The organism is Nostoc sp. 'Peltigera membranacea cyanobiont' 232 (assembly GCF_002245985.1).
GTDB lineage: Bacteria > Cyanobacteriota > Cyanobacteriia > Cyanobacteriales > Nostocaceae > Nostoc.
Genome location: NZ_NOLK01000115.1, coordinates 1 through 25368, shown reverse-complemented (window position 1 = coordinate 25368; position 25368 = coordinate 1). Strand labels below are relative to the sequence as shown.

Annotated in this window: 18 protein-coding genes and 3 pseudogenes; 8 read left to right on the top strand and 13 right to left on the bottom strand. The window is 42.0% G+C overall.

From position 1 onward, the window contains the following. Positions 1-165: 165 nt before the first annotated feature. Positions 166-1440 carry a proton extrusion protein PcxA gene (locus CDG79_RS28590; RefSeq protein WP_094345149.1) on the bottom strand — a complete coding sequence of 425 codons (1275 nt, stop codon included), beginning with the start codon at positions 1438-1440 and terminating at the stop codon, positions 166-168. 277 nt (positions 1441-1717) lie between these two features. Here CDG79_RS28590 and CDG79_RS28585 point away from each other — a divergent pair, with 277 nt between their 5' ends. After that, positions 1718-2905, top strand: a complete 1188-nt coding sequence (locus CDG79_RS28585; protein WP_189525168.1) for a tetratricopeptide repeat protein — start codon at positions 1718-1720, stop codon at positions 2903-2905. Positions 2906-3001: 96 nt separating this feature from the next. Here CDG79_RS28585 and CDG79_RS28580 read toward each other — a convergent pair whose 3' ends face one another. Together CDG79_RS28580 and CDG79_RS28575 are read right to left on the bottom strand one after the other, a co-directional pair. Next, entirely contained in the window at positions 3002-3631 is a 630-nt protein-coding gene (locus CDG79_RS28580; RefSeq protein WP_094345150.1) for a hypothetical protein, read from the bottom strand. A gap of 207 nt (positions 3632-3838) precedes the next feature. Continuing rightward, positions 3839-5005: a pyridoxal phosphate-dependent aminotransferase gene (locus CDG79_RS28575; protein WP_094345147.1), complete on the bottom strand. Its 1167-nt coding sequence runs from the start codon at positions 5003-5005 to the stop codon at positions 3839-3841. A 169-nt stretch (positions 5006-5174) separates the two neighbouring features. On the opposite strand from CDG79_RS28575, the gene CDG79_RS28570 reads away from it, so the two are divergent. After that, positions 5175-5843, top strand: a complete 669-nt coding sequence (locus CDG79_RS28570; protein ID WP_094345146.1) for a ribonuclease T2 family protein — start codon at positions 5175-5177, stop codon at positions 5841-5843. 326 nt (positions 5844-6169) lie between these two features. Then, a complete protein-coding gene (locus CDG79_RS28565) occupies positions 6170-7630 on the top strand; it encodes an inorganic phosphate transporter (protein ID WP_094345145.1) in 1461 nt (486 codons plus the stop codon). Between the two features lie 77 nt (positions 7631-7707). Here the strand turns inward: CDG79_RS28565 and CDG79_RS28560 are convergent, their stop codons facing one another. Further along, positions 7708-8790 carry a class I fructose-bisphosphate aldolase gene (locus CDG79_RS28560; RefSeq protein ID WP_094345144.1) on the bottom strand — a complete coding sequence of 361 codons (1083 nt, stop codon included), beginning with the start codon at positions 8788-8790 and terminating at the stop codon, positions 7708-7710. A 356-nt stretch (positions 8791-9146) separates the two neighbouring features. Here CDG79_RS28560 and CDG79_RS28555 point away from each other — a divergent pair, with 356 nt between their 5' ends. Further along, positions 9147-9461 carry a hypothetical protein gene (locus tag CDG79_RS28555; RefSeq protein WP_094345143.1) on the top strand — a complete coding sequence of 105 codons (315 nt, stop codon included), beginning with the start codon at positions 9147-9149 and terminating at the stop codon, positions 9459-9461. 335 nt (positions 9462-9796) lie between these two features. Here the strand turns inward: CDG79_RS28555 and CDG79_RS28550 are convergent, their stop codons facing one another. The 7 genes from CDG79_RS28550 to CDG79_RS28520 all read right to left on the bottom strand — a co-directional run bounded on the left by CDG79_RS28550 (position 9797) and on the right by CDG79_RS28520 (position 20370). Next, positions 9797-11935: an AAA family ATPase gene (locus CDG79_RS28550; protein WP_189525167.1), complete on the bottom strand. Its 2139-nt coding sequence runs from the start codon at positions 11933-11935 to the stop codon at positions 9797-9799. Between the two features lie 306 nt (positions 11936-12241). After that, complete coding sequence (locus CDG79_RS28540) at positions 12242-12529, bottom strand: GIY-YIG nuclease family protein (RefSeq protein WP_094345140.1); 288 nt, start codon at positions 12527-12529, stop codon at positions 12242-12244. A 466-nt stretch (positions 12530-12995) separates the two neighbouring features. Next, the gene (locus CDG79_RS44990) at positions 12996-13124 is read right to left on the bottom strand and encodes a hypothetical protein (RefSeq protein ID WP_262985843.1); all 129 of its coding nucleotides are present in this window, start codon (positions 13122-13124) and stop codon (positions 12996-12998) included. A 209-nt stretch (positions 13125-13333) separates the two neighbouring features. After that, positions 13334-14506, bottom strand: coding sequence for an ATP-binding protein (locus CDG79_RS44110; RefSeq protein ID WP_223278372.1), 1173 nt, complete (start codon positions 14504-14506; stop codon positions 13334-13336). Positions 14507-15217: 711 nt separating this feature from the next. Beyond that, positions 15218-16861, bottom strand: coding sequence for an acetolactate synthase large subunit (locus CDG79_RS28530; protein WP_094345139.1), 1644 nt, complete (start codon positions 16859-16861; stop codon positions 15218-15220). Between the two features lie 245 nt (positions 16862-17106). Then, the gene (locus tag CDG79_RS28525) at positions 17107-18474 is read right to left on the bottom strand and encodes an NAD-dependent succinate-semialdehyde dehydrogenase (protein WP_094345138.1); all 1368 of its coding nucleotides are present in this window, start codon (positions 18472-18474) and stop codon (positions 17107-17109) included. Between the two features lie 243 nt (positions 18475-18717). After that, the gene (locus CDG79_RS28520) at positions 18718-20370 is read right to left on the bottom strand and encodes an adenylate/guanylate cyclase domain-containing protein (RefSeq protein ID WP_094345137.1); all 1653 of its coding nucleotides are present in this window, start codon (positions 20368-20370) and stop codon (positions 18718-18720) included. Between the two features lie 500 nt (positions 20371-20870). On the opposite strand from CDG79_RS28520, the gene CDG79_RS28515 reads away from it, so the two are divergent. Beyond that, positions 20871-21806: a deazapurine DNA modification protein DpdA family protein gene (locus tag CDG79_RS28515; protein WP_223278371.1), complete on the top strand. Its 936-nt coding sequence runs from the start codon at positions 20871-20873 to the stop codon at positions 21804-21806. Between the two features lie 551 nt (positions 21807-22357). On the opposite strand, the pseudogene CDG79_RS41415 reads toward CDG79_RS28515, so the two are convergent. Further along, positions 22358-22468 (bottom strand): annotated as a pseudogene (locus CDG79_RS41415) (NAD(P)-dependent alcohol dehydrogenase); the annotation flags it as partial. Between the two features lie 139 nt (positions 22469-22607). On the opposite strand from CDG79_RS41415, the pseudogene CDG79_RS28510 reads away from it, so the two are divergent. Both CDG79_RS28510 and ptsH read left to right on the top strand, forming a co-directional pair. Continuing rightward, a pseudogene (locus tag CDG79_RS28510) lies at positions 22608-23006 on the top strand (element excision factor XisH family protein); the annotation flags it as partial. 382 nt (positions 23007-23388) lie between these two features. Continuing rightward, a pseudogene (gene ptsH, locus CDG79_RS28505) lies at positions 23389-23634 on the top strand (phosphocarrier protein Hpr); the annotation flags it as partial. Between the two features lie 184 nt (positions 23635-23818). On the opposite strand, the gene CDG79_RS28500 reads toward ptsH, so the two are convergent. Then, positions 23819-24397, bottom strand: coding sequence for a Uma2 family endonuclease (locus CDG79_RS28500; RefSeq protein WP_094345133.1), 579 nt, complete (start codon positions 24395-24397; stop codon positions 23819-23821). A 463-nt stretch (positions 24398-24860) separates the two neighbouring features. Between CDG79_RS28500 and CDG79_RS42855 the strand changes: the two genes are divergently transcribed. Continuing rightward, complete coding sequence (locus tag CDG79_RS42855) at positions 24861-25007, top strand: hypothetical protein (RefSeq protein ID WP_189525166.1); 147 nt, start codon at positions 24861-24863, stop codon at positions 25005-25007. The last annotated feature ends 361 nt before the right edge of the window (positions 25008-25368 follow it).

The following is a 25368-nucleotide window of genomic DNA, read 5'->3' as shown; positions in this document are numbered from 1 at the left end:
CCTCTTCCCCTCTGCTCCTCTGCCCCTTTCCTCAAGCTTGTGAGAAATGCGGGTGTGGGGGTTGGGGCATTAGTTTTGCTTTCAAAATCCATAGTGTGCTTCAAAAGAACCAGGATATACATAGCCTAACGAATCATCAGAAAAATACGCCAAAATAATTATGAATTACTCGTCCATTTCTTTTAATGTAGCTAATGCTGACGGAGATAACCGACTCAGATAGCGGAATATCCAGTATTTAAATATGGTATTTAAAATTACCGGAAATGTCGCAATAAACAAAAATATTGCATTTCTACTAGCTGGCAAACCTAGATGTTCTGTGAATCCTTCAAGAAGAACCTCCCACCCATCTGGTGAGTGAAATCCTACAAATATATCTGTAAGAAGAATAATTATAAAAGCCTTAGCACTATCGCTCAGTCCATAGACGATATTATCCATAAAAGACTTCACGATCGCAATTTCTTTTTTGCTAAAAACGATAATTATACTAAAAGAAACTAGTGATATTAAATCAGCAAAAACATTACCAACAGCACCATTAGTTTTTATTTGGAATTCATCGGCTATCTCAATTGCTTTATCCTTTATTTTTTCTTTTATTACCTCTGAGGAAAGTGCTGGTGCATGATTTAATAAAGATTCAAACCTCAAAGTTTTTTGGAAACTAGATAATTCATGGAGTGCTTCTTTTTCCAGATCGGAATTAAGGAATATTTGAGTTGTATTCTCTCCTCTAGTCTTTTCTAATATGGGAGTTACTAAGAACTGTTTAGATAAAATCTGAGTTAAAAGGGGGATAATCATTAAGGTGAGCAAAAATCTTAGGGCAACTCTTGTTCTATTTTTAGAAATTCGGTAATTTCTGACGAATTCTTCTTCTCTTTGTGGTAAAAAATCTCCTTTGATTTTATTAAGAGTTCTGCCAATAGACCCAGGTAAAAATGCAGTGTTTTGATTTGAAGGCAGACGTTGAATATTAGATGAGTCTAGTTGTTTCTTGATTTCGCTCCGATCGATTGTTAGGGGTTGATAATTTGACAATAACGCGCTGTTACTAATTAGCTCATCTTTAGTAGCATACTTCTCTACAACTTCATCAATAATCTTCAATTTTTCTAACAAAGTAGAATTAGAAATATTGACGATTCCCCGACTAAGTTGGAATTCTGCAAGTCTAATCCTGATAATAGTTAAATTTTTATCAACGTAGACTTGCCAATAAGACATCACCGTTTCAGTATAATTTACTGATTCTGAAGAGATTTTTTTACCCTCAAAATGTTCTATCTCGATATTTCTAATTCTCTGAGCGGCCTGTTGAGCTTCTAAGAGTGCCCTTTCTGGTGTATCGAAAAACCACTTGTTAAGGGAGCGCCAGTATTCTGGGAGATTGCGGCCAAGTCTATTTGCTATTTGGGCGAATGTTTTTTTCATCACAATATATGAATATTTATACCATGTATATTATAATTACATAATCATGAAAAAATGGGTAATAGTTAATTTAAAATTATTATTAACTATCCTTACTAATTACTAGATAAACAGATTATTTCGAGGGTACATCTATTAAAAATTAGATACAGAGACGGGTCGATTTTATCTGATAGTAAATTGACCTGCATCGAGTTCGGATGGGATATATATAGACACAACATCAAACTTGGTAATAACAGTAAGCAAATAATTGTAACCAGAATTTATCGGCAATATGAAACTCAGTCTGTGCATGATTGTAAAAAACGAAGCAGCAACACTACCGAAATGTCTGAGCAGTGTCAGAAAAGTAGTAGATGAAATGGTAGTCTTGGATACAGGCTCAATCGATCGCACTCCCAACATTGCCCAACAACTTGGTGCCAAAGTCCATCATTTTAAATGGTGCAATGACTTCAGTGTTGCCCGCAATGCAGCTCTCAAATATGTCACTGGAGATTGGATTCTGGTATTAGATGCTGATGAAACTCTGACACCAGCAATTGTACCGCAATTGCGAGAGGCGATCGCCAGAGAGGAATACCTGCTCATCAACCTCGTCCGCCAGGAAGTTGGTGCGGAACAATCTCCTTATTCTCTGGTTTCCAGGCTGTTCCGCAATCATCCAGATATTCGTTTTGACCGTCCTTACCATGCCTTAGTGGATGATAGCGTATCAGGAATTTTAACCAAAGAACCCCATTGGCAAGTAGGTTATTTACCAGGAGTGGCACTTGTACACACAGGATATCAAAAAAGTGCGATCGCTCAAAATAACAAATATGCCAAAGCAGCCACAGCAATGGAAGGGTTTTTTGCTACTCATCCCGATGATCCCTATGTTTGCAGTAAATTAGGGGCATTGTATGTGGAAACTGGGAAAATTACCCAAGGTATGGAATTGCTCAGACATGGAATTAGCGCTGCTGAAGACAACTACGATATTTTATATGAACTCCACTATCATTTAGGCATTGCCTACAGTCGATTGCAAAAATCCCCGCAGGCGATTTCTCACTATCAAGCTGCCATTAAATTGCCAATTTACCCCATCCTCAAATTAGGAGCATACAACAACCTGGGTAACTTACTCAAAGCAGCAGGAGATTTCAACGGTGCGAAAACTGCTTACGCCACAACTTTAAAAATTGACCCGACTTTTGTTTTTGGTCATTATAATTTGGCAATGACATTTAAAGCTTTGGGTTTATTGACAGATGCGATCGCATATTATCAAAATGCGATCGCCCTAAATCCCAACTATGCCGAAGCGTATCAAAATTTAGGAGTAGTGTTGCTGAAAGCTGGCAATCATCAAGATAGTTTAACAGCTTTTAAAAAAGCGATCGCCCTTCATGAAAGATATAATCCCGAAGAAGCGAAGAGACTGCGCCAGGGGTTGCAGGAGATGGAGTTAATGTAGAGGTGAGGCGGCATTGGTTAACAACACAATTGGTAATTCTAGCAGAAATATTGATTTAAGCATACCCTATGATGCAAAATTCAGCTTAATGGTGATTTAACCTTGCATCAAAATTCCCACTAAAATCTGCATCAATATTTCCAAATCTGTTGGCACTCGATACAACATTAAATCTTGACTCACTTTCCTCTCTTGGCGATCGAAACTACCAAACTGCCAAATATCTCCAGTAGTCACAGCACCATATAAAATTGACTCATCTGATTCTACCCACGTATCCAAGGCAATCAACTCTGTGGCTAACTGGGTAAATCCCCGTGTTAAGTCTGCCTGTTTTGCTTCTACCACTAAAACATTGTGTTTTGACTCAAGATAGTAGTCTAAGTCACCTCTGAGGTACTGATTAACCTCAATTGGGTACTCAATATTAACAATTGCTTTTGTGATGTGGGCTACTTCTAATAAAATGGGTGCGATTAGTACTTCGCGTCTAGCCGCTTCACTAGTTAGACTAACACGAGCGATCGCTTCTTCTAGACGTTGGTGTAAGTCTGGTAGTCGAGTCAGTAATTCTGAAGCAGCGACAGGTAAATTGATTGTTGCTTTAATTAAAGTTACTCCTAATTCCCGCAGAATATCGGCAGGAGCGAATTTCATTTGAAAATAACTGCCGAATGTGTAAAATTCATTTGGTTTAAGTATCGGGGGACGGTGACGTTCAGTCATGAGAAAACCCGCAGTTATAATATTGAAATTATTTTTATTCGTTTTACTAGAACGCATCAAGAATACGATAACGCAACTTGAGGCTTGGAACTCCGAAATTCAGGTTTTAAAATGAACTCCACCCGTTCGGAGTCGAAAAGGTGGAGTACAGAAGTTGAAGAGTTAATAAATTCTCTTCACAAATGACAAATGACAAATGACAAAAAACTAAATACGCGACTTGACAAATTTCTCTAATCTATCCATTCCCTTTTCAATAGTTGCCATATCTGTGGCGTATGAAAGGCGAATGTTGTCATCAGCACCAAAAGCAATTCCGGGAATGACTGCAACTTGATGTTCTCCCAACAAAGCGTCACAAAATTCTAGGGATTTTAGACCGGTTTTGCTGATATCAGGGAACAGATAAAACGCGCCATCTGGTTTTGCGGTACTCAATCCAGGAATGGCGTTGAGTCTGTCTAGCATTACCTGTCGGCGTTTGGCGAAGGCTTGGCGCATTTCTTCGACGCAATCTTGAGAACTTTGCAGCGCTGCGATCGCACCATATTGGGCAAAGGTACACACGTTAGATGTACTATGCCCTTGGATGGTACTGGCGGCTTTAATAATTTCCACAGGCCCTGCTAAATAACCAAGTCTCCAACCAGTCATGGAATAAGCCTTTGCAAACCCATTACTAATCAAAGTCCGGTCAAAAATTTCTTTCCCTAGCGAACCGATGCTGATATGTTCTGCACCGTCGTAGAGAATCTTTTCGTAAATCTCATCAGAGACGACAAAGATATCTGCATCAACTATTACCTGCGCCAGTGCTTTGATTTCAGCTGGCGTGTAAACCATCCCTGTGGGGTTAGATGGGGAGTTGAGGATAAATAACTTCGTCTTCGGCGTGATTGCTTTACGGAGTTGTTCGGGAGTAATTTTATAACCTGTCGTGGCATCTGTGGGCACAATTACCGATACTCCACCGACTAAAGTCACCATTTCGGGATAACTTAGCCAGTAGGGTGCAGGGATAATTACCTCATCACCTGGGTCAATTAGCGCCACTATTAAGTTGTACAAAGAATGTTTACCGCCATTGGTGACAATGACATTCTCAGACTTGTAATCAAGACCATTATCAGTTTTGAGCTTATGGGCGATCGCTTCCCTTAACTTTGGTTCTCCGGCTGCTGCACCATACTTGGTTTTGCCTTCTTCCAAAGCTTTGACTGCTGCGGCTTTAATGTGCGCTGGGGTATCAAAATCTGGTTCTCCAGCGCTAAAACTACAAACATCTATTCCTTCTGCCTTCAGTGCCTTAGCCTTGGCTGCGATCGCTAAGGTTAATGAAGGTGTTACCTGACTTACTCTTGCTGCCAGCTTCATTCTTACTATTTTCGGCAAATCTTCACTTATCTAAGGATATCCCAGAATCCCTACCAAGATTTGCTTTTTCTGAATTCATTGGGGATTCGGAACTGGATGAATTCTTAATCCTTGACTCAGAACAATGTATTGTATATAACTTTATTTTGAGAATAAACTAACTATTTATATGCAATTAAAGAAACTTTTCATCGCATCTTCTTTCTTAATTACTGCTCTTTTTATACCTAATGCTGCCATTGCTCAAAATCGCGGTACTCCGGGTAAATTTGATTTTTATGTACTGACACTCTCGTGGTCGCCGGATTATTGTGCGACAAATGGCACTCGCGATCCACAGCAGTGCAGTTCTGGGAAGAAACTTGGTTTTGTATTACATGGTTTGTGGCCACAATACCAAACTGGTTATCCTGCTAATTGTTCCACGCAAAAATTACCGTCGGAAGTAAAACGACGATTTCCGAATTTGTTTCCCAGTGATAAACTTTACGAGCATGAATGGGAAAAACATGGTACTTGTTCGGGGAAAACCCCTGCGGAATACTTGGGATTGAGTAAAAAGTTAAAAGATGCGATCGCTATTCCGGCAGCTTACAATCGTCCGAATAAACCCTTGCGTACAACAACTACAAATTTTAAAAATTCATTTGTGAGTGCTAATAATAACATTACTGCTGATGGGATAGCACCTTTTTGTTCTGGTTCGGGAAGATTTTTGCAAGAAGTCTTCTTTTGTTACTCCAAAAACGGCGAACCTGGTATTTGTAGCGCCGAGATTTTGAAGCGATCGCAAAAAAGTTGTGGTCAACCAGATTTCTTAGTGAGAAACGTTAGATAACAGTGGACATGGGGTATGAGGCATTAATTCTTCTCCCCCCACCCCACAACTATGATTTGAAGTTCCTTAATTTATTATTTACCATTCCTTATCTATTTCTTAATCTATCTATCCTAATCTTCAATTGTAGTTAGAACCGATGCTGATTTCAATATGGTAAATGCAATCAGAGAGTTTGCTTAGAAAAAGGTTATATTTATAACCTCAAATTTTTGTGTAGCTAGCTGAATTGCAATAACTCCAGCTTTTTTCCCAGTTTTAATAGTTTTTTGTAACACAAATTATTTTTGTCAGGCTGCATTCTTGTCTTTTATTAGGAGTGCTAAATGGAATACTTATTTCTAGCTTTGGCGCTGAGTCTTGCACTCGGCTTCGAGTTTGTCAATGGTTTTCATGATACTGCAAATGCAGTTGCTACAGTCATCTACACTAACACCCTGAAGCCAAATATCGCCGTTGTTTGGTCAGGCTGCTGGAACCTAATTGGTGTACTGACATCAAGCGGAGCCGTTGCTTTTGGCATTATCGCCCTGCTTCCGGTTGAGTTGGTACTCAATGTTGGCTCAAGTGCAGGCTTCGCAATGGTGTTTGCACTTTTGATTTCAGCGATTATGTGGAACTTAGGAACCTGGTACTTGGGCTTACCTGCATCCAGTTCACACACATTGATTGGCTCAATTATGGGTGTTGGTTTAGCCAATTCAATGTTATCTTCGGGTCATGTCTTTGGCGAGGGCGTGAACTGGGCAAAGGCGCAGGAAGTTTTCACATCGCTACTGGTTTCGCCAATCGTTGGATTTACCTGCGCTGCACTGCTGTTACTGCTGGCAAAGATACTGATCAAAAGACCAGAATTGTATCGTGCGCCAGATCATGGGAAAGCACCGCCAACTTGGGTACGTGGTTTGTTAATCTTGACATGTACTGGTGTGAGCTTCGCCCACGGTTCAAATGATGGTCAAAAAGGTATGGGTTTGATCATGCTCATCTTGGTGGGTATTCTACCAGGGATGTTTGCACTGAATATAGATACCAATGCCGGAGCGATCGCTCAGTTGGTTGCTACATCAAACTCTGTAGTTCCAGTGCTGCAACAACAAGTACCTGGAACATCATTAAATGGCCAAAACATCACAGATGAGCTTTCCAACTTTCTCAAGCCAACCGCCGAAGCCAACGACAAAACATTAGCAGCCCTTGCTGCCGAGAGTCGGATAATTGGCGATAAGCTTGCTGGTAAGACTAGTTTCAAACAGCTTTCAAAAGATGAGCTTAGTTCACTACGAACCGATATGTATCTAGTTGCTGGAACAATTGGGAAGTTGGACAAGCAGAAAAAATTTACCGATCCTAAACAAGAAGAGGCACTTACCAGCTATAAGACTCAGTTGGATAAAGTAACCAAATTCATTCCCAATTGGGTGAAATTTGCCGTCGCCATTGCACTGGGTCTTGGCACAATGATTGGTTGGAAGCGCATTGTAGTAACAGTGGGTGAAAAGATTGGCAAAGACCACCTTACCTACGCTCAAGGAGCTTCCGCCGAGTTAGTAGCGATGACAACAATTGGTGCTGCCGATTACTTCGGTCTGCCAGTCAGCACCACTCACGTCCTGTCATCTGGTGTAGCAGGTACGATGGCGGCAAATCATTCTGGCTTGCAGATGGACACCCTGAGAAACTTATTACTAGCGTGGGTGCTGACACTCCCAGTTTGCGTACTGCTTGGCTCTGCTACATACGCAGGGGGCTTGTACATAGTCTTAAACATTCTCGGTTTGAAGTAAGACAATGAAGGATGGGGCATGGGGTATTGAGGAGAATTAAAAATATACTTCTTTACCCCTGCCTCTTCCTCCACTCCTTAAGCGATCGTCACATCTGGAGATAGATAAACGTCCTGAATGGTATGAAATAGCTTCACACCTTCCTCGAAGGGACGTTGGAAAGTCTTTCGCCCAGAAATTAATCCCGAACCACCAGCGCGTTTGTTGATCACGGCGGTGCGAACTGCTTCGGCGAAGTCATTTTTACCAGTCGCACCACCAGAATTAATCAACCCCACACGCCCGGAGTAGCAATTCAGCACTTGGTAACGAGTTAAATCAATTGGGTGATCGGTAGTTAATTCTGTATAAACCCGCTCATCGGTTTTGCCGTAACTCTTACCACTAGCTTTAGCAACAGCACCATAACCATTGTTATTTTCGGCTAACTTTTGTTTAATGATGTCAGCTTCAATGGTTACACCCAAATGATTCGCCTGTCCGGTGAGGTCAGCAGCAAGGTGGTAATCTTTATCTTGTTTAAAGGCGTTATTCCGCAGATAGCACCAGAGAATTGTTACCAAACCCAATTCATGAGCGCGTTTAAAAGCTTTACTGATTTCTTGGATTTGTCTGGTAGAATGCTCCGAACCAAAGTAGATTGTCGCACCTACCGCCGCAGCCCCCAAATTCCAAGCTTGTTCGACATCAGCAAACAATACCTGATCGAACTGATTGGGGAAAGTTAGCAATTCGTTGTGATTTATTTTGGCAATAAAGGGGATTTTGTGGGCATACTTGCGCGAAACTATCCCTAATGTCCCCAAAGTAGTAGCAACAGCATTGCAACCTGCGGCGATCGCTAGTTTAACAATATTTTCTGGATCGAAGTAAATCGGATTGGGCGCAAAAGACGCACCCGCCGAGTGTTCAATCCCTTGGTCTACTGGTAAAATCGAGAGATAACCTGTGTTTGCCAGACGACCAGTAGAATAAAGTAACTGGAGATTACGCAATACTTGAGGATTGCGATCGCTGTTGATCCAGATTCGATCTACAAAGTCTGGCCCCGGCAAATGTAGTAAATCCTGAGAAACCTTTGCTTTGTAGGTAAGCAGGTCTTCAGCCTCTTTACCTAGCAATGACTCAATAGAATTAGCCTCTTTCAGCGTTGTAGTCATAGCGTTTTCCTCAAAAATTGAGCAAATGACCTTGCCTTTAAGATAGCATTTTTAATACTGGTAACTTGTTTAAGCTTCCATTAACGAGATATATATTCCTTTTGATATAAAAGTCTTAAATTATTCTTTAAAAATCGATAAAATCAATATTTGACAACAATCAAGTCGTTAAGAGTGTTCCAAAAAATAAATGATCCAAAACCCGTCGTTGCGAGCGAAGCGAAGCAATCCCAAGGGCTGCGATTGCTTCGCTTCGCTCGCAATGACAATTGGGCATTTTTTTACTTGGAGTACTCTAAGTAATATCGGTAGACCCTTATTGTGCTAACAATCGTTAAAAAAACAAATGCAATTCTATGAGTAAGTTTCAAATTGATATCGACTTCAGCAAAATAGATTTAGCTTCCCTTGAGACAGAAGAAGATTTTCAAAGAGAGGCAAAAACATTACTCCCAAAAGCACTGGTAAAACTAGGTGAAAGTGTGGGTGAGAAGACTTGGGAAGAATTACAGCAAAAGCTGCAAGCATCTGGAGGTAAGCTGAAATCTTCTCCAAGCGAGAAACGTAGATTTATGCAAGAAACAGGAAGAACTTATCAACGAAATGCCAGCAATAGAGAAAAACAAGAACTAGAAGAATATATAGTAGAGCAATTACGCCAGCACAAGTAATAAAGATCCACCTAAGTCTGATATAGGTGTATTCTAACTGCTATTTTTAGCAATAGTTTTGGTAGCGTGCGTTAGCCTTTGGCGTAACGCACCACTTTACTAACTTGCAGTATTCAAAATCATTCTAGCCCTTACGTCTTTGATACTCGTTTACGAGTCTTTGAACTCCGTCAACGAGTCTTTGATACTCGTGAATGAGTCTTTGAACTCCGTCAGCGAGTCTTTGATAAGTAGTCGGACAAAAATAATTACAGTCATTGCGAGCGGAGCGAAGCAATCCTAGCCCTTGCGATTGCTTCGCTTCGCTCGCAATGACATAATTTACTGGACATGATTCAAACAAACCAGCGACGAATCAACTCCACTTGAAAGCCATAGCCGTCGGCAACTTCCTCAATTAACTCGCGTTGCAACAGCAAGCTGAAAGTAATATCAGCATCGGCGAACTCTTGTAATAACCTTTGACGGCTAACTATAGCTCCTTCCCCTTGAGCGGCGATAAAACGTAGAATAGCTTGTCCAGTTGCGTTTACTTGGTTATTTTGAATATCAGCAAAGAAAAAACCACCACTTTGCAAAGCTTCTGGTATCGCGGCTTCCACATCCGCTAAAGTTGCCAATCGCCGGATAGAAGGGTCTTGCTCATTCTTAAGAACAATAATTTCCGCACAGAGTAGTTGTACTAAAAATGGGTGACAACGGGTGAGTTGTAGAACTCGCTCAACAGCGTTGGGTTCGTAGCGCAGGGTAAAATCTTTGACGGGACGTTCAATTAATTGTCGTGCTTCTGCTTCTTTGAGGTAGGAGATATGCACTACTTGGACATTAATTAGATAACTAGCCCAGCGCTGATATTCTTCGATAGTATGAGAGCCAGCCAGTAAAATCTTAAAACGGGGGCGATGTTGGATGAGGTGACGCAGCATTCCCAAAACATCCTGTTCATCAAAGCGACCTTTGGCTATGGCGTTGTCTAGCACCTCGAATTCATCTAGGGCTAGTAAGACGGTATTTTCTTCTAAAGCCTGTTCTACTTTATCTAGCCATTCATAAAAATAAGTGAAGGGGTCAGATTTTAACACTTCGCGGGCTAGGGACGGTAGAGTTACACCTTGCTTTTTCGCTGACTTCTCCATCTCTCTAGCCAGGTTGTAGACAAAACCCGCATGGTCACTAGCTGATGAAGGTGCGCCTTGCAAGTCTATAAACATCGGAATGATGGAATTGGGGAGTAACTTGCCGATGTTGTTGAGGAGGGAAGTTTTACCCATGCGTCGCTGACCGTATAGTAGCAGAGGTGGACGACGGTAGTCTAAAAGTAGTTGCTCGATCATGCGTAAGCCAATGTCATTACGCCCAGTGAAAATTTCTTGCTCTAGTGTGAGGGGTACGCCGATGATGTAAGGTGAGTCAATTTCTTGACGGAGTTCAGTAATTTTAGCCAGTTCTTTTATATAGTTGGTGACTATCTCACGCCAACTTTTGATAATAGGGTAGAAACGGACTGTGTATTTGTCGCTGCTGCGAGCAAAGTTCTGCAAGTGTAGATTTAATTTATCTGCAACATCTCTGAGGGGTAAGCGCTGGTTATAAGCACTTGCTTGATTGAGGGCAGCATCTACATCCTCACTGATGCGGCTAAAGATTCGTAGCAAAGGGCTAACTTCATTCTCTAGTTCGCCAATTACCAAGCTGCGATGAGCTTCACGAATAGCTTCAACATCTGCACAGCGTTGTAAACTGCGTGCATCTAGTTCAATTTGTACAGCTTGAGCCGCCCAGCGTTGGGGGCTGGTACTGAGATATTCTAAGGCAGCTTTGCCTTCAACTGGGTTATTTTCGATGACAAATAGGAGATGCTTATCCAAGCTGGGCAGATATAAACGCTGCCACTCATCCCAGAAGGCAGAGTGAAAGCGCAATAAACAAGAGCTTCTAGCATTACGCCCTTTATCTAATCTATAGAGGAGATAATTCCAGAGAATGAGAAATGGAAAGGATAAAACAGGTCGCCATGAATTAATGGTTATTCCCACGCCTACCGCCACGCCGAACGCCACGCCTACCGCCACGCCTACCGCCACGCCTACCGCCACGCCGAACGCCACGCCGAACGCCACGCCGAACGCCACGCCGAACGCCACGCCGTACGTTACACAAATAAGTATAGTTGTGATTGGTTCACCCAATGCCCACAGTATTAAGCCCAGCAGTAAGTTAGCCAGGATAGGCAAGATGAAGTATCCCTGGATGAAAAACCGCCACAGAGCAAGGTTTCGCCATCGCCCTTGTCTCAACAAGATAATCAGCGAGGAGTCGGTGTCTAAAATGGGGTCAATGTGCTTGAGGTGGTTACGCCAAGCTGAGGGGCGAAAAACAAGCCAGAAAAGTAGTTGCAGACTACCGAGGATTAAGTTTGGGTGCTGCTGGGGTGCATCGGTGTAGGCGTTGGGGGGTAGTTGTGGTGAGGTCAACGTTTTTGCACTCCTTATTTAATACTCTGTGTCATTGCGATTGCTTCGTCGTTCCTCCTCGCAATGACAGAATATGTCATTGCGAATGCAGCGTTAGCGGAATGAAGCAATCGCAAAGGCGAGGATTACTGAGCTTTGCTTTGGTGCGATCGCAATGAAATCGCAAAGGCTGGGATTGCTTCGTCGTTCCTCCTCGCAATGACAGAATATGTCATTGCGAATGCAGCGTTAGCGGAATGAAGCAATCGCAAATGCGAGGATTACTGAGCTTTGCTTTGGTGCGATCGCAATTTACACCAGCAAAATTTATAATGCATCGTATAAATCTCTCCATTCTTGATTGATACTATTCACTAAATCAATTTTCTTTTGTCTGGAACCTGCCTTAATCTGTTTTTCTCTACTAATGGCTGTATAGGCATCTTCAAATATTTCATAATAGACTAATTTGGTGATGTTGTATTTTTTAGTAAATCCTTCTATTATTTTTTCTTTGTGTTCATAAACTCTCCTTTGTAAATCGTTGGTTACTCCTGTATATAGCACAGTGTTATACTTATTCGTCATGATATATAAATAATATTGCTTGTTCATTTCTAATCCTTATTTGGGATAGAAAGTCAGTCATAACAAATTTTTATTATATTTGTAACCGCAAAATTATATGTAATATCATGTCCTCAAACATTTGTCATTGCGTATTCCTTTGGAGAAGATGTAGGTTACAAAGTTAAGCAATCCTAAAACCTTGCGATTGCTTCGTCGTTCCTCCTCGCAATGACAATTTAAATTTATCATTGCAAGACTTCCCAATCTTCCAAAGGCACAGCAGGTTCAAAAGGATCATCATAACGGTATGGTTGTTTGCCACGCAAAGGATACAAATTCGCTTCTTGGGGATGAGTGTTAGGCTGTTGACTTTGATTTAATTTAGGGTTTTTTGGTTCATGTTATTTTTGTGTCATTGCGAGCGAAGCGAAGCAATCCCAGGCGATTGCTTCGCTTCGCTCGCAATGACATATATTCTACATGACTTTTTAACTCCTAAAAAGGCATAGAGTCAACAGCCTAGATGAGTGTGACTTTCTAGAATGATAATTTCAACGGCTTCGCCAGCCTGAAATGGTAAATCCTCAAGAATCAAAGTTCCGTTTTTAGTTAACTTTGTTTCAATTCGGTGTGCTTTCATAGTTACTCCGCTAGTTATGAATCTAATAAATCAGTAAACGGTTTCATTTGTCTTAATCCCTCCTCACGCCAATTATCATCATTCTCCCCTTCTTCTAAGTTAAATAATCTTTCTCTACACAGAATTTGTAACAACAGTGGCCAGCAGCAACTTTGTGTCAAAATCCACTCTACATCTTCGTCAGTGAAAGCAATGGGCGAACTTGCTATCTATTCTCGCGCTTCTATCTCAGTCAATACTCCCAGATATGCGGTGTAGGCGAAAATATTGAAAAAGGGTGAAGTGTGTCCTGTGTTTCGCGCCATTTCAATCGGTGATTCAGGGCTAGCTAAGATAAACGCGAGATTCCCGCCTGTGTGGTTAGTCGCCAAAGACCGCAAACATTCCCAAAAGCCATCATCTAATTCTGGACAGCGTTGCAAGCCAACGCCAATCTCATCCAATAAGATGATTGTGGGAGAATGCAAATTATCGCTGACTACATTCATAAAACGATCTAAATCGCAAGGTGTCGGCACTTGCATCTTCAGGGATTCTAGGATGTACTTTAGTAAACCTTCTCGGCTTTGCATTCGTGCGTCTTGTAAGTCTACAAAAATCCAACGGTAATTTTCTTGCGGTATCCAGTCAGATTTTTGGTCAGGACGCAGATGTTCTGCTGGGGCGGTGCTAATATTTTTGAGATAGTGTAGCAGGGATGTTTTGCCACTACGCTTTTTGCCAATAATGGCGGCGTTTTGTAAGGGATGACGTTTGAGTAAGTTGAAGAGACGTTTTAATTCTTTCTCTCGTCCAAAAAAGTAACGCGGCTGGGTGATGGGTGCGCCAGTAATGAAGGGCGATGCTTCCCCGTTAGTTTGCTGCGATTTGAGTGGAGAAGCTTGAACTTTGTTTTCAGGTATTTTGGTTGGTGAAGCTAATTTTAGTTTTTTTTCTACTCGATCAAGTTCAGCTTCTAGTGTTTTTAATCTAGCATTTTCTTCTTTAAACTCCTGTTCTAATTGAAATTTCTTTGTTGTCCCAGCCTCAATCGATAAAGCTTGTCTTATTGTGTGGACTTTATCTTGCTGGATATTCCACATTTCTTGAAGTCCGTTTTGCTTCTTCTCTAATCTAAATTGTTGTTCTACACTCAAGGTTTGAGGTTGCGATTTTTCTGGTTCTTTGTATGCAATGTCTTGCCAGTCTAACCCCAAATTCTCGCTAATTTCTCGAAAATTCCGATAGTCAACAGGTTTACCAGTGGAAAAATTTTCGACTATGGATAAAGAAAAATCCATGTGAGTAGCCAAAGACTCTTGGCTGTGATAGCCGTTGCGCCCAAGTGCTGACTTAACTTTATCAATATACTCTGGGGCTACTCGGAGCGATCGCACCATCATTCCTCATCGAGAAACTGCTGTGAGTATATCAGGTTTTTATACTAGCTAAACAGTAAGGCTATTTAGCGATCGCGTATTTCACTCTAGAAATTATACTCATCCTGAACTTATGTGAATGAATCTCTGAGCTTCGTTGATGAACCTCTGAGCTTAGTGAATGAGTGTTTGATACTCGTGAATGAACCTTAGAGCTTCATGGTTTTTTTTACGAACCGCAAAGGACGCAAAGAAAGAGAAGAAATATGTCTATAAATGAAGTGAAGTAAAGTCGAGGTTAGAGGATGTTTGAAAAGTCCTTTTATTAGTAGCAAAACGTTTTAGATCCCCCTAAATCCCCCTTATAAAGGGGGACTTTGATTCCGGTTCCCCCCTTTTTAAGGCTACGGTGTACACACATCTCTGTAGAAACCCAAAATCGTTGGAGATCCCCCTAAATCCCCCGATAAATTGGGGGACTTTAAGAGACTTTTGCCCCCCTTTTTAAGGGGGGTTGGGGGGATCAAAAGCCTATGAGACCACTCTCAAAGACTTGTGTGTACACCGTAGCTTTTTAAAGGGGGTTAGGGGGGATCAACAAGTGCCTAAAATCACAGGTAAATACTTTTCAAACAACCTCTTAGCCTTTGGCGTAATGCAACCTACCAAAACACTAAAGGAGTTAGGAATAAATAACTCCTAACTCCTAACTCTTAACTCTTAAATTCTAACTTTTTACACCGCGCAACTCAACTCGCCGGCTTTTTGGCTAAAGCGATGATTCTCCCGATAATCTACCGGACAATCTATGACGGCGGGTACATCTTGAGCGAGGGCTTCTTTGAGAGTGGGAATCAAATCTAAAGCCGATTCAACTCGGTAGCCTTTTAAACCCATGCTTTCGGCAAATTTGACAAAATCAGGATTGCTAAAATGCACAAAGGATGAGTTTCCTTTACCAAATTGATTTTCTTGCTTCCACTCAATTAACCCATAGCCACCATCATTGAAAATTATCGTGACAAAGGGCGTACCTACACGCAAGGCTGTTTCTAATTCCTGAGAATTCATCATAAAACCGCCATCGCCTGTGACAGCAACGACTTTGCGCTTAGGATGAACCAGTTTTGCTGCTAAAGCTCCAGGAATAGCAATACCCATAGCCGCGAAGCCGTTGGAAATTATGCAAGTATTGGGACTATGGCAATGATAATGACGAGCCATCCACATTTTATGTGCGCCAACATCAGAGATGACGATATCATCTGGGCCCATCACTTGGCGTAAGTCATAAATTAACTTTTGCGGCTTAATGGGAAATCCGTCATCATGGGCATATTGTTCGTAATCAGCCCGAATCTCTGACCTTAAGCTAATAGCAAAGGGATCGGGTTTACCTTGTCGGTCTGCTAATTTTAAGATTTCATAGAGGGAATCTGAAATATCTCCCACAACTTCGGCGTTGGGTATATAACTACTATCAATCTCTGCTGGACTTACCCCAATATGCACAATGGGAATTTCACCATTACGATTCCATTTCTTCGGGGAAAACTCAATCAAATCATAGCCGATCGCAATGACTAAATCTGTGTTATCAAAGGCACAGGTAATAAAGTCTCTTTGCTGTAATCCCACTGACCACAAAGCTAATTGATGTGTGTAGGGAATCACACCTTTACCCATGAAGGTATTGGCAACAGGTATATTCAGCAATGTGGCAAATTGCGTTACGGCATCACTTGCTTGAGCGCGAATTGCCCCATTTCCGACTAAGATTAGTGGGTTAACTGCTTGGCAAATTGCGGCGGCGGCTGCCCGAATGCTAGCAAAAGATGCATAGGTTTTTTCGCTATTATCCTTACGCAAAGGTTTGCCTTCTACAGGCATGGCAGCAATATTTTCTGGCAAATCGATGTGAACTGCACCAGGTTTTTCGGATTGCGATCGCTTAAATGCCTTCCGCACTACTTCTGGTGTAATACTCGGTCGCACAATCTGCTTATTCCACTTGGTAACAGGGGCAAACATTGCCACCAAATCTAAATATTGATGGGATTCAATGTGCATTCTATCTGTTCCCACCTGACCGGTAATCGCCACTAAGGGCGCACCATCGAGGTTCGCATCTGCTACGCCTGTCATCAAATTAGTTGCCCCAGGGCCAAGAGTAGAAAGACACACTCCGGCTTTTCCTGTTAAGCGTCCATAGACATCGGCCATGAATGCTGCACCCTGTTCGTGACGAGTCGTAATAAATTTAATCGAAGAATGTTTTAACGCTTCCAAAACGTGCAGATTTTCTTCACCAGGAAGTCCAAAAATATATTGCACTCCTTCATTTTCTAGGCACTGCACCAATAACTCTGCTGTATTCATTTTATTTCCTAACTATTGACAATATTGGGGACTGGGGATTGGGGACTAGGGATTAGGGACTAGGGATTGGGGACTAGGGACTGGAGAATGGGGACTGGAGAATGGGGACTGGAGAATGGGGACTGGAGAATGGGAAAAATCCTTCCTAATACCTAATCGCTAATTCTTAATATCTAATCCCAATACCCAGTCCCCAATACCCAGTCCCCAATACCCAATACCCAATACCCAGTCCCCAATCCCTATCACTTCACCCACACGGTTTTAACATTGACAAACTCATGTATACCTTGGATACTCAATTCTCTGCCATATCCAGAACGCTTGATGCCACCAAAGGGCAACCGAGGATCGGATTTGACCATACTGTTGATAAATACGGCACCGGCTTCGATTTCTTCAACTAAGCGATCGCATTCTTGGTCGTTGGTTGTCCAAGCGCTTGCACCTAATCCAAAGGGACTGTCATTAGCGAGTTTAATGGCAGCATCAATATCTGGAACCCGGAATAACAAGGCTACTGGGCCAAAAAATTCTTCTTTTGCAATTGGTGTTTCAGGCGGGACATCTATGATAATCGTTGGCGGATAAAAGTTCCCTGGACGATCTGATAAAGGATGTCCGCCGGTGAGGACTTTACCACCGCTACTAATAGCACCTTGCACTTGTCCATCTAAATCCTGGAGAATACCAGGTGTTGCTAGTGGCCCCAAATCGGTATCCGGTTGCATAGGATCGCCTACTTTTAGCGCCTCAAATTTTTCTAAAAGCAATTTTTCAAATTTGTCTGCGATCGCTTCTGCGACAATAAAACGTTTCGCTGCAATACATGATTGCCCGTTATTCAACATCCGCGCTGTAGTTGCTGTGACAACTGCTGTCTCTAAGTCAGCACTTTCTAACACAATAAACGGGTCACTTCCTCCCAATTCCAAAACGGTTTTTTTAATTTGTTTGCCGGCGGCGACGGCGAGGGATATACCTGCTGGTTCGCTTCCGGTTAAGGTGGCAGCTTTTACGCGGTCATCAGCCATTAAATCGGCAACTTTGGCCGCGCCGATTAATAGAGTTTGAAACGCACCTTCAGGAAAACCTGCACGGCGGATAATATCTTCAATTGCCAATGCACACTGCGGCACATTGGAAGCATGTTTGAGTAAGCCCACATTTCCCGCCATGAGTGCTGGTGCAGCAAAACGAAAAACTTGCCAAAAGGGGAAATTCCACGGCATCACCGCAAGAATTGCACCCATTGGTTGATAACGCACAAAACTTTGGCTGGCATCAGTTTTTATACTGACATCAGCTAAGAAACCAGGGGCGTGTTCGGCATAGTAGCGACAGACGACAGCACATTTTTCGACTTCTGCGATCGCAGCTTTAAATGGTTTACCCATTTCCAGAGTCATCAACTTAGCAAATTCTGCTTTGTCTTGCTCTAAAATATCAGCAGCCTTTTGTAGCCATTGCGATCGCTCAGAAAAATTAGTCTGGCGATACTTTTCAAAAGCCTGATTAGCCAAATCGAGTTTAGCGACAATTTCTGTATCATTGAGCGCCTCAAAGGTTTTGAGCGTCTCCCCAGTGGCGGGATTAATGGTGGCGATCGCCATTACCTGACCTCCCGTTAAAAAATAGCTTCAGTTAGGCTTCCTAGTGTTACACAGATCAATTTTGGAAGCTACACCCAAATTTTAGTCTTGGAACCAAGAATTAGTCGCTTAATATTACAATTTCGCAATTATTTTTGAAACAAAATATACAACCAAAGTATGTATTTATCTTGATAAATTTGTCATTAGTCATTAGTCATTAGTTATTTGTTAGTTGTTTTTCCAATTCCCACTTCCCAATCCTTAAAGATTAATAAATGGGTTAATGATTGTTGGCACTTGCTGTAATTTTGTCTGATAAACCTTAACTAATCGCTCAATACCTTTGAAACGATAATCTCCCATTTCCTGGAAGTCTGAAGGTAGTGAAAGCATTTTATGAGTGGCTTGACTAATTACGCATTCGCTGGGGGGACAAACTGCTTCCATCCGAGCAGCAAGATTAATCGTTGCACCTAATGCCGTATAATCTACCCTTTGAGAACTACCGACATCTCCCACAACAGCTTTACCGCTATTAATAGCAATACGTAATTGCAAGGGTTCGTGCCAAAAACCATTGGCATTCAGATGTTCGAGACGAGTAAGCATTCCCTTGGCAGCAGTAACAGCGCGATCGGCGTGATCTGATTGTGGTTCTGGAGCGCCAAAAAATGCCATAATACAATCGCCAATATACTTATCTAAAGTGCCACCCCAAGTAAACACTTCTTTTAGCATTTCTTCAAATAAATTATTTAAGAGTTGAGCGATCGCAGTTGGTGTTAACTGTTCAGAAATTGCCGTAAAGCCGACTAAATCCGCAAATAAAATACTTATTTCGCTCTCAGTGGGAGCTAAACGACCACCTGGTAATGCGCCTACAGATATCAACTGCTGCACAACTGCTGGAGAATGATAGCGTTCTAGTCGGTGGCGAATCATCTCTTCGGTTTTGAGTTTCTCTACCAGCAACCAACGCTGCACGCTAGAAGCCACAAGGTTTGCTAAAGCTGAAAAAAAGCTAAGTTCTTCCTCGCCTTCATTTGCCCAATGGTAAGAAGAAAGATTGGCATCAGCATAGAGTACGCCGACAACTTTATTTTCATCCCATAAAGGCACTGCCATTGCGCTACGAATGCCTTTGACTAAAATACTTTGTTCGCTAGCAAACCGTTCATCCTGATGGGTATCGGCGGTTTGAATAACAACTTTTTCGTCAAATACCTTTTGACAGATACTCCGACTAATCCAACTACCATCTGAGGGGAGATGTTCTTGTTGAGAAGTATTTCTAGTGGCAGCATTCACTAATTCTAATTGACCGCAACCATTAACATCAATTAATAATGCCAAGCGATCGATACTATCAAGGTAGCGAAAAACTACTTGCTGTACCTGAGAAAAAATCTCTTCTATAGATGCTGCCGCACAGAGATTTTTAGCTATATCCACTAAGTCTTTGAGACGGGCAATGGTTTTGTCCTTATTGCTGATATCGCCATCCTTACTATCAGCTGCGATCCATTGCTGTTGTAATTGTTTGACATTGTGCAGAATTGTTCTCTGCTCATTATTTTCCGAACTTCCGGGATACTCAGGTGTCGGTTGGTAAACAGGGCTTGTGAGCAGCACTAACAGGCTAACATTGCCCAGCCAAATAATATCACCGTGATGTAACTCTTGGGGAGAGTTAACAAGATATTTATTGAGTTGCGTCCCGTTTTTACTGCCCAGATCCTCAATAGTCCACACACCCTCTGCTGTTTTCACTAGGCGAGCATGGTTGCGGGATACTCCAGCAAAAGGTAAGTACAAGTTACATTCCGGCAAACGACCAATTGTAAATAAATTTTGGTCAACTGCGATCGTTGTCTCGGTATCTCCCTCTTTTAGGCGTAGCGTGAGTTCAGTCATGAGTGCGATCCATCGAAGCTAGAGGTGCAAGCAACTCTAAGGTAAGTTATACCCTACAGGTTAACCTTCACCTTTTCTTTATGACACTGTTAACTGCATTTCGACAACTGTATGTGACGGATATTACATTGAAATAGGGAATTTTGCTAGAGGTTTAGATGAGGTTTGAATCCCTTGGTGAAGGGGAGCCACCAAATTTTCAACAAAGAGGCATGGAAATGACCCTTGACTCCTGCTGTGGAATGAAAAAGGGAACATATAGGATTTGGCTTAACTACCTTAACTCTTGATTAATTTGGTGGTAATTCCAAACTAATGTGCTTCTCCCCTGTTTACACAGTGCTTTCAGGCTTGGTTCTCAATCACGCTACTCATTTACTACTCAGAACCAACATCTTTAACCATATTTTTCGCGATCGCAAGCAGCAGTCTTGCTACTCAAATGCTACTCAATTCTCTGTCGAGTGGACATACCACAGTCCAAAAAGGAATTTTGATAAATGAACTCAACGGCGATGGCTGGGCGATTACGTACAGAATCAACACACGCCGCACCTCTATTTTTTATTGGGAGTAGCCCAAGTCAAGCCGCCAAAATTATCAGTCATGACTACCCCGCAGCGGGCGTGATGATCAGTGTTAATGCTCTGCGACATAGGGTTTCTGATTTTGAAGTTGCAGACTGGATTGGAGATTCAGGTGCGTTTACAGAAATTTCAACCTATGGCTGTTATCGCTATCCAGTAGAAGAGTATCTTGGGCAAATATGCCGATGGGTAAAATGTGGCAATTTGCTAATTGCGGTATCTCAAGACTGGATGTGTGAACCATTTATATTTAAGCGGACGGGCTTAAATGTAGAAACCCATCAGCGCCTGACAATCGAACGCTATGACCAAATTTTCAGCCGGAATCCACCGGTGGCGATCATGCCCGTGTTGCAAGGGTATCGAAGTAGCGACTATATAAGTCACTTGCAGCAGTATGGTGAGCGATTACCACTTCGAGCGTGGGTAGGAGTTGGAAGTGTCTGCCGAAGAAATGGGAACCGGGACGAGGTGGCAGATATATTAAGAGCAATCAAGCTAATTCGCCCTGATCTACGGCTGCATGGATTTGGGCTAAAAATCCTGGCTTTGGAGAATACCGAAGTACGAGAATTACTTCACTCGTGCGATTCAATGGCTTGGAGCTATCCGCGCCGATTTCAATCCGTGCCACAAGAAGAAATACCAATGGCCCACAATTACCAACAGAAAATAAATGCGGCGGTGAATGATTCTGTACAAAAACGTGTCCCTAAGACAGCAGGGGCGGGTAACGGACAAGGCCGCAAGCCAAAATGGAAATCATCGACTCAATCCGTTAGACTGCCTAAAAAATACATCCCACAAATTATTCAACTTGCCAAACAATGGGAAGAACAGGACAAGTGACGAAATGGATATTTTGACCAATGGATCAAAGTACTAGCAACGCAGCAAAACACCGATTCTGTTGCACTTGCGGAAGGTACTGCAAACAGGAAGAGTTGTACTTTCCTGAAACTGTGCATTGCCTTTGGTGCTACACCCTGCAAGATTTTATCAAACCCTGCAAGATTTTATCAAGCAGAAGAGATTTTTTCTCATTCCCTGCAAATTACTAGAGTGAATCCCCACGCGAGATGAAAGCAAAAATTAAAATTGGAACAATCCACTTAGAAGGCACTTGCTTTAAGTGTGGCAAGTACTCCGATCTCAAACTTTTAGCCAGAGACTTACTTTGTCCAGCCTGCTACAAAAAGTTTCAGTTACCAAGAATCCCCAAAGAATAAACTGGGTAATGCACATGGGAAAACAGCGTCCGCTAGCCAGTACACTACACAACGCNCTGCCAGAAGGTAGTGGACATAGTGCAGGGGGAGGTAAATTCTTCTTCAGGATGGGAGGCAGGGAATAAATACTTGTGCAATTTTTGAACTAAGAGTGGATCACCAAAACTTCCAGTTACCCTGAACTTTCACAAGTAACTGCGTTGGTTCAATTTTCGGCTGTTCCACATCTTCATACTGCAACACCTCAGCCGCGCCATACCGACGGATAACCACTGCTTTCATCGCATTCCTCCTGCTACCCTGTTTGGCTGAATTAACTCAGACAGCCTGTTTTTCCTGATAAATCTAGTGTAGCGATTTCCTAAAATAGAAATATCAGTCTAAAACTACACCTGTATGCCAGCTAGATGATGTCTATCACAATAATGTTAAAAATGCTTTGATTAAAGATAAATGGATAATTACTCATGACCCACTGACTCTGAAGTTTGGTAAAAAAGATTTGTATGTTGATTTAGGTGCTAGACAACTGTTAGCAGCGCAAAAAGGGGAATCAAAAATTGCAGTTGTGATTAAAAGTTTTAGCGACAGTTCAGATGTTGATGATTTAGAAAAAGCATTGGGTCAGTATATTTTATATCAGGATATCTTAATTGAATTGGAGCCAGAGCGAATGTTATATCTTGCAGTGTCTAACAGAGTTTTTGATGATTTATTTGAAGAACCTATCGGCAAACTTTTATTAAGAAATCATCGTTTAAAGCTGATTACCTTTGATCCAAAACAGGAGGTTATTAAACAATGGATTATACCAAGTTAGACCACTCTGGCTGGAATTCCTAAAGAACATATATTACTTGGCTTTCGTCCACCGGAGTTAAGACCCTACACTGGTTAAGCAACTGCATAACGCTCTTTTATTACTCTGAAAAAATAAACTATTTGTAGGTTGGGTTGAACAAAGTGAAACCCAACAAAATCGATTCTTGGTGTTGGGTTTTGTTCCTCAAACCAACCTACTCCTATTTTTGTCTTAACTGTCCTTGAACTGTCATTAAAAATTTGATAGATTAACAAATAAACACTTGTTTTTTACCGTAAAAATCATGAAGCGTTTTTTATCTTGGGCTTTATCCCTAGTATTTGTTGTTATCTGTTCTGTAACTCTGTGCAGTAGCCCTAGCTAGGCTTTATTTCAGGAAGAAGTTACTATTACCGCTCCGAACGGTTTGCATACTCGCCCTGCTGCTGAGTTTGTAAAAGAAGCAAAAGGTTTCACTTCAGACATAACGTTGACCTCTAACGGCAAAAGCGCCAGCGCAAAAAGTCTGTTTAAACTGCAAACTCTGGGGCTGACTCAAGGCACTGTAGTCACCATTAGCGCAGAAGGGGAAGATGAGCAGAAAGCCGTTGAGCATTTAGTAAAGCTGATGGCAGAGCTTGAATAATCCCGTTTTTGTCGTTCCGCTTAGATAGATGCTTTTGCCCTAAGTACTTCGGATAAATAAAATCTAAAATCCCGCTAGTGCTTTAATATCAAGCATTAGCGGGTATTGTGTCTAAAGAAGTTTCATAGAAATACGCGGGAAGCGGGAAACGAGCGTGTCTTTAGACCTGAGAAGCTTAATCTCTTCATTCTTCAGCCGTAAATACAACACCTTCATACAGCAATTCAATCGGACACTCAAATTCAATGCTCGATAAAGTGATGATATCTCCAGCCGTGTAGGGATAGTAAAGCCACATTCTACCCTCCCCCCGACAGTAACGCTCGACAGAGATTTTTTCCGAGTCAATCAAGATATATTCTTGCAAACTGGGGATTGTCAAATAATAAGTAAATTTTTCATCCCGATCTTTAGCGCTTGTCCCTGGTGAAAGAACTTCGGCAATCAGCTTGGGATGTTGAATAAATTTGCGGGCATTGAGGTCTTCAGGGTTGCAACTGACAATAACATCAGGATAATAGTAGCGGCTCTGGGGAGTGAGTTGCATTTTCACATCTGACACATTCACTCGACAACCTCTGGAACGTAAATGAGGGCGTAAGGCAGTGTACAAGTTAAGTGCAATGTCGTTATGGGGGATTGTACCGCCTGTCATGGCAAATACTTCGCCATTGGCATATTCGTAGCGAAGGTCTTGCTGAGGTTCCCATTCCAGGTATTCCTCAACGGTCATTTTTGGCGGCTGTTGGGGGATGGCTATCATAACTCAGATTTTTTCAGGGTTGGTTTGATTGTAGCTAAATGACACTCTGACTTTTCAGCGTATCGGGAAAACCTCACTTCTATTTCTCACTTTTCACGTCATCTGGAAAAACCCACGAAAACCTAACCCCCTAACCCCCTTCCCGATGCGGGAAGGGGGAACATTCAAAGTCTCTCTCCTTGCAGGAGAGAGATTTAGAGAGAGGTTTTCCAGATTCCGTGAAAAGTCAGACTTCTATTTCTCTCTCCTTCTGGGGTAGAGCCGGGATACGTGCAAGTGCGATTCGTTCTGGAGAAACCCAGTTTTCTGGGGGGATTCCAGGCTTTAGTAGAGTAACCCTTTTGGGCTGAGTCCGCACTTTAATCCTCTACTGATGACAACTTGATATCCATGTAAGTGAGGTGACAACTGAGAAACCAATTCTTACTGCCCTGGTGCGGGGTTAAAAGCACATAAACTACCAATGATGGTAGCCCCTACAGATAAGACTGACTATCAAATCTGTAAAGCGGGGATGAAAGCGGTTAATGGTCGCCATTGCCACGATGATAAAACTGCCACTGATGGTAGTCTGAAGTCCCATACTGACAAAGGGAAACACATTGAGTAGCCGTGTGCCGGGAAACTGGCAAGCACGGTTTCGGATGGGAGGGGTGGAACAGTAATGTTCCCCTCGACCCTCACAATGGGACACGATGCAAAGTTTTGTTAACATCCTTGCAATCATGTAGACTTTATGGTTGTAATTTCACCAAAACTCACTCGCTTGATGCAGAGTATGTCATATACTCTGTCTTAAATTAACTATTTAAATTATTTGCTGTTTTAATAAAGCTTTTGTAATACCTGTATTTTATATATCATTTATCAAATTGTCTAAAGCCATTTTCGCTACTGACTCTGCTCTAGAACTAGTTACTTTCTGATAGCGTAAAGTCGTTTGGATATTCTGGTGTCCCATCAATGCCCGT

Excerpts from the sequence above, each read along its gene's own strand:
- CDG79_RS28590 (WP_094345149.1), bottom strand. The coding sequence starts at position 1,440 with ATGAAAAAAACATTCGCCCAAATAGCAAATAGACTTGGCCGCAATCTC.
- CDG79_RS28585 (WP_189525168.1), top strand. The coding sequence starts at position 1,718 with ATGAAACTCAGTCTGTGCATGATTGTAAAAAACGAAGCAGCAACACTA.
- CDG79_RS28580 (WP_094345150.1), bottom strand. The coding sequence starts at position 3,631 with ATGACTGAACGTCACCGTCCCCCGATACTTAAACCAAATGAATTTTAC.
- CDG79_RS28575 (WP_094345147.1), bottom strand. The coding sequence starts at position 5,005 with ATGAAGCTGGCAGCAAGAGTAAGTCAGGTAACACCTTCATTAACCTTA.
- CDG79_RS28570 (WP_094345146.1), top strand. The coding sequence starts at position 5,175 with ATGCAATTAAAGAAACTTTTCATCGCATCTTCTTTCTTAATTACTGCT.
- CDG79_RS28565 (WP_094345145.1), top strand. The coding sequence starts at position 6,170 with ATGGAATACTTATTTCTAGCTTTGGCGCTGAGTCTTGCACTCGGCTTC.
- CDG79_RS28560 (WP_094345144.1), bottom strand. The coding sequence starts at position 8,790 with ATGACTACAACGCTGAAAGAGGCTAATTCTATTGAGTCATTGCTAGGT.
- CDG79_RS28555 (WP_094345143.1), top strand. The coding sequence starts at position 9,147 with ATGAGTAAGTTTCAAATTGATATCGACTTCAGCAAAATAGATTTAGCT.
- CDG79_RS28540 (WP_094345140.1), bottom strand. The coding sequence starts at position 12,529 with ATGAACAAGCAATATTATTTATATATCATGACGAATAAGTATAACACT.
- CDG79_RS44990 (WP_262985843.1), bottom strand. The coding sequence starts at position 13,124 with ATGAAAGCACACCGAATTGAAACAAAGTTAACTAAAAACGGAACTTTG.
- CDG79_RS44110 (WP_223278372.1), bottom strand. The coding sequence starts at position 14,506 with ATGATGGTGCGATCGCTCCGAGTAGCCCCAGAGTATATTGATAAAGTT.
- CDG79_RS28530 (WP_094345139.1), bottom strand. The coding sequence starts at position 16,861 with ATGAATACAGCAGAGTTATTGGTGCAGTGCCTAGAAAATGAAGGAGTG.
- CDG79_RS28525 (WP_094345138.1), bottom strand. The coding sequence starts at position 18,474 with ATGGCGATCGCCACCATTAATCCCGCCACTGGGGAGACGCTCAAAACC.
- CDG79_RS28520 (WP_094345137.1), bottom strand. The coding sequence starts at position 20,370 with ATGACTGAACTCACGCTACGCCTAAAAGAGGGAGATACCGAGACAACG.
- CDG79_RS28515 (WP_223278371.1), top strand. The coding sequence starts at position 20,871 with ATGAACTCAACGGCGATGGCTGGGCGATTACGTACAGAATCAACACAC.
- CDG79_RS28500 (WP_094345133.1), bottom strand. The coding sequence starts at position 24,397 with ATGATAGCCATCCCCCAACAGCCGCCAAAAATGACCGTTGAGGAATAC.
- CDG79_RS42855 (WP_189525166.1), top strand. The coding sequence starts at position 24,861 with ATGATGGTAGCCCCTACAGATAAGACTGACTATCAAATCTGTAAAGCG.